This is a genomic window from Okeania sp. SIO3B5 (genome assembly GCF_010692555.1).
Lineage (GTDB): Bacteria > Cyanobacteriota > Cyanobacteriia > Cyanobacteriales > Microcoleaceae > Okeania.
Genome location: NZ_JAAHHG010000267.1, coordinates 1 through 13,556 on the forward strand (window position 1 = coordinate 1; position 13,556 = coordinate 13,556).

The following is a 13,556-nucleotide window of genomic DNA, read 5'->3' on the forward strand; positions in this document are numbered from 1 at the left end:
TCAATTACCTTGGTTAAGTTTAGCGATGACAGGCTTCTGGTTATGGCTAAGTTTAAAACTACTTAAAGATAGAGCTACCCATATATGGGGAGACCTATTATTGGGATTTACTTGGAGTTGGTTGACAGGATCAATATACTGGGGTTGGCTACGACAGGAACCACTCCTCCATTTACCAGTTGAGGCGATATGTGTACCTTTTGCTTTGTGGTGTTTGGCACACAAAAAAGAAATGATAGGTAACTGCTTTTACCTTGGTTCTCTATTAGGTACAGCAGTTACAGACGGATACTTCTACATAACTGGCCTGATTCCTTATTGGCGACGATTAATGATAGTTGAACCAGATATGGCCTTAGAAGTATTCCAAGATGCTTTTACTAAAGTAAATACTTCCTGGGGAATAATTTGGATATTTGTTTTAGTGGGAGTTCTATTACTTTTTGGTCTTGTACCTTTACAATCAAGAAAGTTACACTTTTGGGCGTTTGGAGCAGCAGTATTAAGTACAATTTTAGTAGACAGTCTATTTCTATTAGCTGCTTGTTTAGCCTAATAAATATAAGTAAGATAGTTAGAGGGGGTGCCGTTCCTTATTGTGGCATTGTAATAGATCGTGACTTCAATGCCGCAATAAATATAAAAAATAGGGCGGCGGGGCATCCCGTCCTTAAAGCTCGTGGAGTCCGACGGGGTACCGGGACTGTGAAACGAGAAGCCCACACTATACCGAATGGTTAGTGTGGGAGTATGTCACTGCCGATTAATATAGAGAATCCACACAAGCTCTAAACTTGTGTTACCGTGAGTGCCACTGTCGTGATTTTGCAACCTCCTCATATGCTCCTTTGTACCGAAGCAGGCGATCGCTACCTACCTCTAGTAGGAAGTAATTGTTGGACTATTGGTAGAGGTAGAGATAACACTTTTGTCCTAACTGATAAATGGATATCCCGTAACCATGCCATGATACAACAGATGGACAAAGGAGATTTTTATCTGATTGACTTAGGTAGTCGTAATGGCACTTTTGTAAATAGTCGTCGTGTTAGTATTCCTGTGGTCTTAAAGGATTCCGATCGCCTACTATTTGGTCAAACAGAACTAGAATTTAATTGTCCAGACCTAGTAATGGACACAGAGTCTGGTATAGATGGTGATTCTCAAGATTTTACATCTACCTTACACGTTCGTCGCCTAATATCAGTGATGGTAATGGATATCCGAGATTTTACAGTACTTACCAGAAAACTGGACGAAAGAGTATTATCTGAAGTTATTGGTAGTTGGTTTCGACAAGCAGGGGATATTATTAGGAAGAATGGAAGTTGGGTGGATAAATATATTGGTGATGCTATTATGGCTGTTTGGTTTCATGGAGCTGAGGGAGTTAGTAGTGTAGAAATGATTCGTATTTTTCAAGCTCTCCAAGATTTATATGAAGTAACAACAAAACTAAGTAGGACATACCCTTTACCGTTTCCTTTAAGAGTAGGAGCAGGAATAAATACAGGTTATGCAATGGTGAGTAATGCTGGTAGTAGCGAACGTTCGGACTATACTGCTTTGGGAGATACTGTAAATGCAGCATTTCGCCTAGAATCATCTACTAAAGAAATTGGTATGGATATTGCTTTGGGAGAAGGTACTTATCAGTATATTTGCGATCTAGAAAATGTGCATCAAATATTTAAGCAGTATCAAGTAAATCTGAAAGGCTACGATAGTCCAATTATTACTTATGGTGGTACTTTTAATAATCTCAACACTTTTTTGGGCAAAAAGGGATTGTTTTCTGCAAAAAATAAAAATTTGTTTTAGATAAAATCAACCATAACTTTTCACAGGTATAATTTATAGTTTTTCAATCCATATAGTTACGATCCGTCAAGCAAAAACTTAGATTATAGATGTGCCAAGTGTATAAACTCAAGAAAAAACTGTGTAGTTTAATATCCTACGATATTTGGGTGCATATCAGTTTTGAAGAAAGCCAAAAATTTGTCGCTTTTAGGGAATAGGGAATAGGGAATAGGGAATAGGAAAAAAGTATTTTTGTAAATATTGAGATGCACCCCAAAAATCAGGATGCTCTATAGTCTGAGTTTACCTGTAAATTCACCAAGTGTTTTGAGTATTCTATCTTCTTGAGTATAATTACTTATCGCTTAATTGAGATGCACCCCGATATTTCTCAATATGGGACATATCCGTTGATCGTTAACATCAAAAGCCTTGGAATTAACTGCAACACAGCATGATAAGATAACTGAGGGAAAAAGCAAAAGTAGCTGTATGCTAAACTCAACCTTCTATAAAAATCATGATGTAGCTCCTGCAAAAGTAATTTGAAATAGAGGGTTACCGAAAATTTGGGTTTAAAGCCTCGCCCATAAGCGGGCGACTTTTTAGTTGAATAGAGACGAGAATGCAGCAATAAATATATTAGTCGCGGGCGGGCAGTCCGAGACAAAAAACGGACGTGGAGGCAAGTGTAAGACTACCGCCAAGGTAGCAGCAGCCTGTGAGACGTCAACCCACCGAAGAGCTAAGGCTCGGTAGGAATCCCCGCGCCTTTAGGCGCGGGGAGGATGTCAACGTTAGGTACTTAAAAAACTTTGTATATCAATAGATGAGGAGAAATAGAATAATGAAACAAATAGGCTTACTGCTAGCAATATTAGGGTTATGTCTAGGTTGTGTAGGATTAATGCCATACCATCAAGCTTATGCAGGTAACTTAAGTTTAACTATATGGCCTTCAACATCAATTTTAGCAGTAGAATCTGGAAGGGTTAACAAGGCAGACAGAAAATTAGGAGAGATTGGAGAAAAGCTCGATCTTAACAATAGTCCTTTACGAAGCTTTCGGAAATACCGGGGAATGTTTCCAACTATAGCTTCGATGATAGTAGATAATGCTCCTTACGAAACAGCAGAGGATGTACTCAAAATTCCTGGTTTAACTGAAAGACAAAAAAAGCTTTTAGAAGCAAATCTTGAAAATTTTACAGTGACTCCAACTGCTGATGTATATAATGAAGGTAACTTTAGATTGAATACTGGTTCATACGACTAAGATTAGCATAGACTAAACTCTTAGGCATTAGTCAATTTTCAATGCTGTTGCTTACTAGAGCTGAAAAATATAGACTATCCAAGACTTATATCTACAAAATGTCTATGTTTTTACGGCATTAATCTGTGTTATCATTACATATGTCTGCTAAGACCAGAGGATTTTAGCAACTATTATGGAGTGTTTTGCACTCGACTTTTCATCACAGATGAAAACCCTAGAGGGAATCCTAAACTCAATGTGTTTTAGCGGAACATTAACCTTCACGTGCCAGTAGACTTATGAACAGGTGAGTCGGAAAATTGCTTGACCTCACTGATGAAGAGCGTGTCTAGGATTGTCTAGATTTTTAGACGGTGCTATGTAATACTTGAATACTTGATTGACATACTCCCGACGTTGTGCTTATGCGACAACCCGGGATTTTTCAGTCAGATAAGCTCTGATCGTAGTTTTATAGCCCTACGTGCAAGGCTACAGGGAACAGGGCTGCTACCCCACGTCGGCGACAAACGCAAGTGGTTAGATCCTGCATCGGTGCAAGACGCAAGGGAATGCTGACCAATCAAACTCAAACTCACCATCTCCCAATCTCTCCACACTTTCTCTACCATTACAATGTACCACTACCTGATTTTGTCTCTAGTGGTAGAGCCGTATCTGAGATGAAAAATTTTTGATACTGAATTAAGCAGATCTGATATAACCCCTTCCAGGAGGGGAAGATGATTGACTACTCCCTGCAGCTGTTGCCAAGGGGATTCTAAGTAGATACTACGCAACACGGATTTATCGGTGTTGCTCCGTCTATTCTTAGCTGAAATACACTCTCTGGGGACAAGTCAAAGTGCCCCTACACAGTTGGCATAGCGTCTAAACTATGCTTTGCTGCTTACTTTTGTGATGATATTTGCAGCCCCATTACAGTCTGCATTCACACACCAATTATTACTTGTTCTATACAAACCACGCTTGATTCTTTTTCTTGTTTCGCTGCGCGACATGAAAAGCGTTTGCGTAGCATTCCGTAGGAAAGCTTGTCTGAAAGACTTAGGTTTCCAATCATTGGGTTTCTCAGCATAATTAGGCAGATCGTCACCATCTAAAAACGAAGCAATACTTGTATAACTTTCTTCGGTTTCTATAAATATTATTCCATATTCTTGACACAACTGAGCTATTCTTTCTTTAAGTCTAGCTGTAGGAATTGGTACAAATTCTGAATTACTTTTTTTTCCTAATTTGATTTCATTTTTCTGACCTTTATTCCAACCAAAAACAATTGTACCTATATTATTTTTTAAACAATGATTAATGACTATTCTGGCTGCTTTATTAATACCCAAATCGCATTTGACTGAAAAACTTACAGTAGATTCCAAGGTATCCGCTCAATAAATAGGGGCGGACTACCAGATTTAGGAACGATTTTACGCCATTTGAGGCTTGCTATTTATATCAAATCCGGTAACATCGGTGTAATTATGGGGAGTAGGGGAGTAGGGGAGTAAGAGAGATGGGGACCCACCCCTAACCCCTCCGAGGAGGGGAAGATCGAGAAATATTTGGTAATGGTTGAAGATAGAACATTTTTTTATACCGAATTAAACGGATTTGATATTACCTATTTACCTCGGATTATTGAGCAGTTACATTCCAAGTATATGAAGTACAGAGATTAACAATTAAATGAATGCAATTCCGGGCATCTTGCCCGCGATGGGTGTATCTCACGCTTAGTGGAATCTGCTGTATGTTTTGCGTTGATATTGAATCAGTACCTACGCATCATATCAAATTCGGTAGCATTGGTGCAATTTAGATTCATTGTGTGGGGAGATGGGGAGATGAAGTAAAGATTTCAATGGCACTTAAATGGAACATTTTTGATACCGAATTCAGCGAATTTGATATAACCACTATAATCTATAGTTAAGAGTTAACGGCAGTTAACCCCTACAAAGGTTAACCCCTAAAAACGTTAACCCCTACAAAAATTAACCCATACAAAGATGAACCCCTACAAAAGCTAACTCCTAACACGTTAACCCATACAAAGATGAACCCCTACAAAGGTTAACCCCTAAAAATGTTAACCCTGATAAATGGTGTACAATCTCGTCTTGAGCGTAAGTCCTGTTAATCTCAAAAATCATTACCACTCAGCAACGTCAAGAAATACATAGAAAATCACGACGAACCAAACAATGCCTGGCTGTCATCCCGGCGCTAAATTAAAGATTATAGGGTGCGACTTCCCACCAGGGAAACGGAAATGAGGTAATGTTAGCGTGCCCCTCCACCTTTGGTGCCGTCTCCAGATGTACCATTATCGTCTGGTTGATATCCTGCAATAATAGATGATCTTAAAAAATAGGTATCAACATCTGTGTAAGCATGATTAGAGTTAGAGTAATGGTTAACTTCAGATAATGCCATCACTTTTGCTGGTGTTATGATACCTAAACTTAATGTTAGGGTTGAGAAAGCTATGTTTTTGATAGTAAGTAGTAGTATAGCATTCATAAAAGTTATCCCCTGATAGTAGAGCGAGATCAAAGATGATCTAGATTGATTAGCTTGCTAGAAAAGTGGCGCTTTTTCTTATATTGTGCTTTTGAATTGCACAGATTGATTAAAATTTGGCTACTAATTTGGTAGCTATGAATGGCAAATCCAAATTACTAAAATCTTTGAATGTATATATCTATTATATCAGTACATACACAGATGTACATACGACATTTAGCTTAATAAACTTCATGAAATGGCCAGTTTTTCAGTATAAACACGGAAAAATATTATTAAGGAAAATACATTGATAGCCAAGTTGATCGGGATAATTATCAGGAGTTTGGTGTAGCAGGCGAAATAATTGCTTATATAATGTCTCTTAGTAGGAGTAGGGAGTAGGGAGTAGGGAGTAGTTAAGATGTAGAATAAATGGGAATTACAGAGTCAGTGGCCAAAACAATAGTCAGAGTAATTTTTCGGCTGCGTGCAGGGCGTGAAAATCCTTACTTTTTTAACCATAGCTTGCTGAAAAGCTCATACTTTTTCCAGGCATAAATTGCCTAAAACCAATATCAGTCAATGCGCGCGATCTTTAATCAGCAGAGCAATAATTAGTAAATTCTTTTTATTATCTGGAGTTAAGCTGGGAAAATTATTACTTGTGATAGCTACCCAATTTGTTATTAATTAATGATGAGTATAAACTTCGATCGCGACCTTAACTATAATTCTTCATCTGCAATTCAATGTATATTTAAGTATTACTTCATCAAAAATCAAAAACAGGAAACTTTCACAAATTAATCAAATATTAAATTCTTCAGTTCAGTAATATATTCCTGGGAGGTACACCCATCGTGGGCAAGACGCCTGCACTGGGAAGATTTAATTGTTAATATCTGTACTTCGTATACTTGGAATCTGCTGTATTAACCACTATAATTTTCTTCTTACTTTTGACTTTTAATTTTTGACTTTTGACTTTTGACTTATGTTTTTATACTACGTTTTGTCGTGTGGAATGTAGGTTCTATCGTTGTTCCTTCTGCTGTTTCTTGTCTTCGTACATAGCAGTATCAGCGTGATGAATTAGTTGGTCAATTTCTCTACCATCAAGAGGATATATACTAATACCAATACTGGTTCCCACTGGCACAATATGATCTTCTAATTCAAAAGGTTGATTAATTGTACTGCGAATTTTGTCAGCCACTCTAGAAGCTCCTAGTTTTCCTGGAATACCTGGTAAAACCACAGTAAACTCATCACCTCCAAGTCGGGACACTGTATCACTTCCTCTTAAGCACCCCTGTAATCTTTGTGCTACTAATTTTAAAAGTAAGTCTCCTATATTATGACCCAGGGTATCATTAACAGCTTTAAATCCATTGAGGTCTAGAAATAGTAAACCAACCATTTGTTCATTCAAATTTGCCCACTCAATAGCTTGACTTAAACGCTCATGAAATTGCTTACGATTAGGTAATCCTGTGAGAGGATCGTGATTGGCCTGATGATGTAAAGAATCTCCTAAAAGCTTTAGTTTGTCATTATCTATTTTTAATTTTGTTGCTGTTTCCTTCAGGTTTTCCTCTATTTTTTTTCGTTCGGTAATATCTCTAATTACTCCTACTAAAAATAAATTTCCTGCAGCATCTTGATGAAGAGTTCTTTTCGTCGCAATTATATGAGTAATTCCACGAGCATCTGTAAAAGATTCTTCATTTTCTTGCTGTTGATTTGTTTGAAATACTAACTCATCTTGTTGCCAAAATATACTAGCTTCATTTTGAGGAAATAATTCGTAGTCTGTTTTGATAAGTAGATCGTCTACAGAATAACCAATAAATTTACCATAAGCTTCATTCAAAACAATGCGACGATGATATTTATCCTTGACAAATATAGGGTCAGGAATTGCATTAATAACTGACTGTAGAAATTCTGTGGATTTCTGCCATTCTTCTTTTAAGTGAGCAAGATGAAACAGAATCATAACAGCAGAGCTGTTAAGGGCAAATATTGAGGGAACTATAGGAAACCACCAACCATTAACAAAGGCAATATAAGAAAATCCAATCAGATTAATACTAATAAATAATATCGTGATAATTGATTTTTTTGGTAATAATAATTGCCAACTTAAATTAGCACCTATATAAGAAAAAGAAATAATCAATAACCATTCTATAGGTTCAGGAAAAACTTTAATATTGACTCTACCATCTAGTGCTGAACTCAAAATTTGACTCAAAAAATTAGCTTGTAATTCTACTCCAGATACTTCTTTGGGAGCATTAAATAAACTACTACTGTAAGAATTTCTATGAAAATCTTTAACGCTAGTTGCAGTATAACCAATGATAATTATCCGGTCTTTGAATAAGTTTGGAGTTATTTTTCCAGATAGTAAATCATTCATGGAAACTATATGAAAACCATCTGATATTTTTCTGGGGTTTGCTAAAATTTGATAGCCACCTGCATCAACTCTAATATAAGCTCCATCATTTATTTTCAAACGGCGAAATACAGCTAGACCTAATTGCAAATCGTTAGCTTTATTGGCTGCTTTTGGCTCAATTCCTTCTTTTTTTAAGTAATTTAAAGCGAGCTTAAGTGGAAAACTTTCCCGAAAATTTCCATCTTCTAAGTGCATATAAAGGAAGCCACGGCGAATTTTTCCATCGGCATCTGTTAGTATATTATTAAATCCTACTTGTTGTTTTTGAGCCAAAATTTCAGGTGCTTTGATTCCTAAACTATCTTTTATTCCTATTCTCTCAATACCAATTATATTAGGAATATTTTCTAGGGCTTTTACGAAATTTTTATAGCCAGGTTCTCTAGGAAAATCACGATATATATCTAGGCCAATAGCACGAGGTTGAAGTGAGTGTAACTTTTGTAGTATTTCAGCCATTAATTGATCGTTTATAGGATAGCCATACTTTTGTATATCTGATTCATCAATTCCGACAATTACGATACGGGGATCTAATGGTTCTGTTGGACGTAAGCGAAAAAAATAATCGTAAAGTGTCCATTCCCAAGATTGCAAGAGACCGAATGAGCGTAAAAGTATTACTATACCTGCTGAGGTTGAAGCTGTTAGTAACAATCGACGGTTTTCTATTAGCCAGTGTTTAATATTCTTCAGAATGGTATTTTGATGTGAACCGAAAAGTTTGAACATCTGTAGGTAATATAAATAAAAAAATAGCTATATCTACGATCTGCTGAAAAATTTCTAAGCATTAAATTACGGAACAGGGAACAAGGTCAAGTTTTTACATTATTTTAATTTCATTATTTTACTGTTTTATTTTCAATCGATATATTGATTTTTATACTATACAAAGGTAAGCATTTCCTAGGTCATGCTGCGCAAACAGCGGTCAGCTATCAACTAAGTAAAGAAGGAATAAGGCAAAAATTGATTTAATAGCAAATACATAACTTCTAACTTCTCTGTTTGGTCAAGTTTTATCTTAATAAAGGTGTTTATAAAGTATAGTTTTAAGAGCAGAGTTTTATTGCTGAGAGCTGACAGCTAATAGCTGTTTGCGCAGCATTCCGTAGGAAATGCTTACATACAAAGTCTATTTCTTACATTTTTTGAGGCTTTAATAATTCTCAAAACCATGATTAGTCAAGGTTTGAAACTTATTTAGCAAGCCCGTTCTAAGAATAAAATGGTTGTTTATCCGGATAATTAGGGATGATGATATATTTACTTTATATTATAACCTATCAGTATTTACAACAAATCTTCTCTGCTTGATTTCGGCAAAATAACAACATATATTTACTATTATCTTAATATTATTGTTTTCACTACTTACTTTAGTTGATGCTCAAAATCTAGTTTTAAAACCGTACTTTCCCCGATGGGTAGACAAAAATTTTAGCCGCTATAAGATCTGTAATTTGAATAAAGGTTGCTATTGATTTTTCTGCTACAATAGGTGTTGATATTCTAAATTTTTTGTTAAAGATAGAATTTTTTATTGGCAATGAGGAGAGCAATATATTGCTTACTTTTTAGTACTTAGAAATTGAGTATTTATGCGTAATATTTTCCCAAAAATTTGACTTTTAAGAAAGGTTAATGGTAAGCATTCAGCTATTAGCTGTCAGCTATGAGCAACAAGATTCTCTCATATAGGACAGTGTTTAAATTAATATAAACTTTAAGCACAAGGGAGTTAACTTTTGTAGTAAGACAATTAATAAAGCTTTGATCGTAAACTAAAAGCAATAGCTGATGGCTGATGGCTGACGGCTGAATGCTTACGGTTAATGAAGATAATTTATACAGTATAAATACCTAGTAAAGACGATTTTTTTTATACTACTTTTAATGTTACAAATTGACGTGTGGAATGTGGGTTAAAAGGGGAGGCTTTAGACCAAAATTTTTCGGTAAATCGAAGATTATACCGGGATATGAATCGCGACCAAAATAAAAACAGATATTGACCTTGATTTGCAAAAGTCTAACTTAACACCACTCTCAAATACAATTATGTTATGATTACAACATCAACCGTGATGTGGCAGTTGAAAGTGATTTGTCTTGGAAGTGTTACTGTGGCCTTTGCAGATTGTAGAGCAAATTGACTGTGTAGGCTTATTGACGGGGATTGGTAACAGTTCTAGATAAGTGCCACTCAAGCAGTAAACCTAAATCGTGAGGTTTGGGGCTCTCCCGTTATAATCGCGGGATTCAACGGGAGAGGATGTCAAAGTTAAATAGATTCTCCAGTACACTTATGGTAGCGATCGCCACCATAATTTGACTGTACCACCACTTAATACATAGATTAGAGTTTCAGTGAATCATAATTTACATTTGTATTTTTGATTCCTAATTTTTGAGATTAGAAGGCAAATTATTATTTTTTTTTTGCCAATTTTCATCATCTTGTCTCTGAATTTGATAAACTTCGCTGAGTAGCTTCCACAAACTGACTCACACGAATAGGGTCTATTGGCCGATCAATGTGGCCATTTCGCTTCAGTGAGCTAGAGACAATAACACCATCTGCAGCCGACATCAAGGTAGAAATATTATTCGAGTTAGCGCCACTGCCAATAAATACAGGTTTATCTAATGCTGCTGCACTAGCTAATTTTAAATCTTCCAATGTAGGGGGACTTCCAGTAGTCCAACCGGAGAGAATTATCCCATCAGCTAGACCACGTTCAATAGTTTCTTGGACAACTGTAGTTAAATTGGGTTCACCCAATGGTTGGGCGTGTTTGACTAGAACATCTGCAAAGATTTTGACATCACTACCCAATTCTCGACGATAGCGTAAAAGTTGATGTGCTTTTCCTTCAATTAACCCTTGATCCGTAGACATCACTCCGGTTAGGACATTGACACGAATAAATTGGGCTTGCACACAAGAGGCGATCGCCATTGCACTTTGGCCATCGTTACGCAAAACGTTGATTCCAATTGGTAGGGAAACCAAGTTCATAATCTTTTGTACTAACAATGTCATGGCACTAACTACGGCGGGGTCAACTTGATCTTTGACAAAAGGAGCATCAAAAAAGTTTTCTACCATAATGCCATCTACACCACCTGATGCAAGGGCCGTGGCTTCTCTTTCTGCTCTACTAATAATAGCTTGGAGGTCGCCTCCCCAACGGGGTGAGGTTGGCAGAGGCTGTAAATGTACTACCCCAATGATTGGATGTCTGGTTTTAAATATTTGCTTTAAGTCCACCGGTTTACCTGAAACCACGGTTATGTGACGTTCTCCTACATCAAATCTCGCGATTATCATATAGGCTTCCCCACCTCACGGACGCGGGCTTTCTGTTTCAAAGGGAGTGCAACCACTTAACCCTCCACAGACAGAGACGATGAGACCCACCGCCTTTTTGTACTAAACAATTCTGTACTCCAGAAAGTTCCCTCAAGAGTTTTACCTTTTCACGGGTTGACGCTTAACTTCACCAATTGAACCCTATACTCTATGTCGTTTTCGAGCGTGCTGTTATCAGGTGCGTATTACCGCTACTCCTGATATAATCACCAATAACACAAAAAAGTACACAATACAAGAAACTAACTGGACGCTACGCGGTTTATTTGTTGGTCGGCAATTACCCTCCCGTTAACATTCGTATAACGGGAGGGTAATTGCCGACATCAAAGTTGGCAATAACATAACAGAATTTACATGAGAAATTATGGCCTAGAATATATCTATTATCTAGACTCTGCTACTATATTGTCAATTTTTGGTCATCATCATTATTTTAAAACTTTATGTCCGGATAATTAGCGAAAGAACTCCGTTCCGTTTACCTGCAATCATCAGAAGGCCAGCGCTATAATCTATGATTTAGCGCCTGGATGAATGGTGAGTATATATATAATTATTCTCATTATTAATTAATAGCAAATTGGCTAATTATCATTTCCCTTATGGGTTTAATACCCCACCGTCACTTGCGATGCTTAAAATTGTTTGGGGAAGCAATCCCCATGCAATTTTCGAGAACTGACTCCTGACTCGGTCCTCCTGACTCCTTCTTCAAGATTTCCTAGGTCATGCTCCGCAAATGATGTCATAATTATATACAAATCTTAATAGTTTATTCAGTAGACTTTTCGGGTAAATTTAGTTATAACAATAGATGTAGTCGAGGAATTAATAATATCTTTGCTAGTAATTGAGGCCAAGTTAAAAGGCAGTCAAAATCAGTACAAAGTTTTAGATGAAATGATTCTCACCGGTCAATTCATCAGAAATAGTTGTTTGCGCTATTGGATGGATAATAAAGATGTCAAACGCAACAACTTACAAAAGCTTTGTTCTCTACTAGCAAAAGATACCAATTTTCCTTGGGCTAAAAAGTTAAATTCTCAAGCAAGACAAGCATCAGCCGATAGAGCATGGCAATCAATACAACGATTCTACAAAAATTGTAGACTGAAGTTACCAGGTAAAAAGGGTTATCCTAAATTCAAAAAATTCACTCGTTCAGTAGAGTACAAATCGACTGGTTATAAGCTATCCCCAGACAGAAAGAAAATTGAGTTTAAAGATGGTTTTAAAGCTGGTGTATTTGAGCTATGGAGTAGCCGTGATTTAGTCTGGTATTCAGAACAACAAATAAATCGTGTAAGAATTGTTAGACGTGCGGATGGTTATTATTGTCAATTTTTAGTAAATGTAGAGAGAAAAGAAGCTCATAATTTTCAAGGCAATGTAGTAGGAATAGATTTAGGTTTAAATGCTTTCTATACTGATAGTAATGGTAAAGCCGTAGATAATCCTAAATATTTGAGAAAGTCGCAAAGGCGGTTGAAAAAGCTACAAAGGAAAGTATCGCGTCGCCACGAGAAGGGTAAAAAACCACAATCAAATAACTACCACAAAGCAAGAATTCAATTAGCCAGGCAGCATCTCAAAATCAGTAGACAGCGTAAAGACCATGCAGTAAAGACGGCACGGGCGCTAATCCAATCTAACGATTTGGTAGTTTATGAAGATTTGAAGATTGCTAATTTAGTTAAAAATCATCACTTAGCAAAATCAATATCTGATGCTAGTTGGTATCAGTTCACCGAATGGTTAGAATATTATGCTAAGTTGCATGGAATTGCTTGTATAGCAGTACCTCCACATTTCACTAGCCAAAATTGTTCAAATTGTGGGCAGACAGTTAAGAAGTCATTATCAGTAAGAACTCACAAATGTCTGCATTGTGGCTATATTGCCGATCGAGACCACAATGCAGCAAGGAACATTTTGGCTAAAGGTTTAGAAATGTTGGGAGCAATAGTAAACAGTACCGAGGGGCACTCGGAATCTGGGGGAAACCCAAAAGCTACGGGAGAGGCTTTAAACCTTAATTATTCGGTAACAAGGAAGAGGCAGGAAGGAAAGAAAAATTAACCACTTTTTCTATCTGTATCTTTCTTGTTTACTCAAGA

General features: G+C 36.8%; 8 protein-coding genes and 1 pseudogene. 5 read left to right on the plus strand and 4 right to left on the minus strand.

Annotated elements, in window-relative coordinates; translation table 11 throughout:
- The 4 genes from F6K54_RS27440 to psbU all read left to right on the plus strand — a co-directional run.
- Positions 1-556, plus strand: a 556-nt coding sequence (locus F6K54_RS27440; RefSeq protein ID WP_293084702.1) for a DUF3120 domain-containing protein, incomplete at its 5' end; no start/stop codon positions are given.
- Positions 557-840: 284 nt separating this feature from the next.
- The gene (locus tag F6K54_RS27450) at positions 841-1,821 is read left to right on the plus strand and encodes an adenylate/guanylate cyclase domain-containing protein (RefSeq protein WP_293084723.1); all 981 of its coding nucleotides are present in this window, start codon (positions 841-843) and stop codon (positions 1,819-1,821) included.
- Between the two features lie 591 nt (positions 1,822-2,412).
- A complete protein-coding gene (locus F6K54_RS27455) occupies positions 2,413-2,562 on the plus strand; it encodes a hypothetical protein (RefSeq protein WP_293084705.1) in 150 nt (49 codons plus the stop codon).
- 88 nt (positions 2,563-2,650) lie between these two features.
- On the plus strand, positions 2,651-3,079 hold the full coding sequence (gene psbU, locus F6K54_RS27460) for a photosystem II complex extrinsic protein PsbU (RefSeq protein WP_293084708.1): 429 nt from the start codon (positions 2,651-2,653) through the stop codon (positions 3,077-3,079).
- Positions 3,080-3,957: 878 nt separating this feature from the next.
- Here the strand turns inward: psbU and F6K54_RS27465 are convergent.
- From F6K54_RS27465 to btpA, 4 genes and pseudogenes are all read right to left on the minus strand, one after another.
- A pseudogene (locus tag F6K54_RS27465) lies at positions 3,958-4,419 on the minus strand (IS200/IS605 family accessory protein TnpB-related protein); the annotation flags it as partial.
- A 946-nt stretch (positions 4,420-5,365) separates the two neighbouring features.
- Positions 5,366-5,605, minus strand: coding sequence for a hypothetical protein (locus F6K54_RS27470; RefSeq protein ID WP_293084714.1), 240 nt, complete (start codon positions 5,603-5,605; stop codon positions 5,366-5,368).
- Positions 5,606-6,623: 1,018 nt separating this feature from the next.
- Complete coding sequence (locus F6K54_RS27475; protein WP_293084717.1) at positions 6,624-8,789, minus strand: CHASE2 domain-containing protein; 2,166 nt, start codon at positions 8,787-8,789, stop codon at positions 6,624-6,626.
- A 1,726-nt stretch (positions 8,790-10,515) separates the two neighbouring features.
- Positions 10,516-11,334, minus strand: a complete 819-nt coding sequence (btpA, locus tag F6K54_RS27480) for a photosystem I biogenesis protein BtpA (RefSeq protein WP_293084726.1) — start codon at positions 11,332-11,334, stop codon at positions 10,516-10,518.
- 945 nt (positions 11,335-12,279) lie between these two features.
- Here btpA and F6K54_RS27485 point away from each other — a divergent pair.
- Positions 12,280-13,518, plus strand: a complete 1,239-nt coding sequence (locus F6K54_RS27485; protein WP_293084720.1) for a transposase — start codon at positions 12,280-12,282, stop codon at positions 13,516-13,518.
- Positions 13,519-13,556 lie beyond the last annotated feature (38 nt).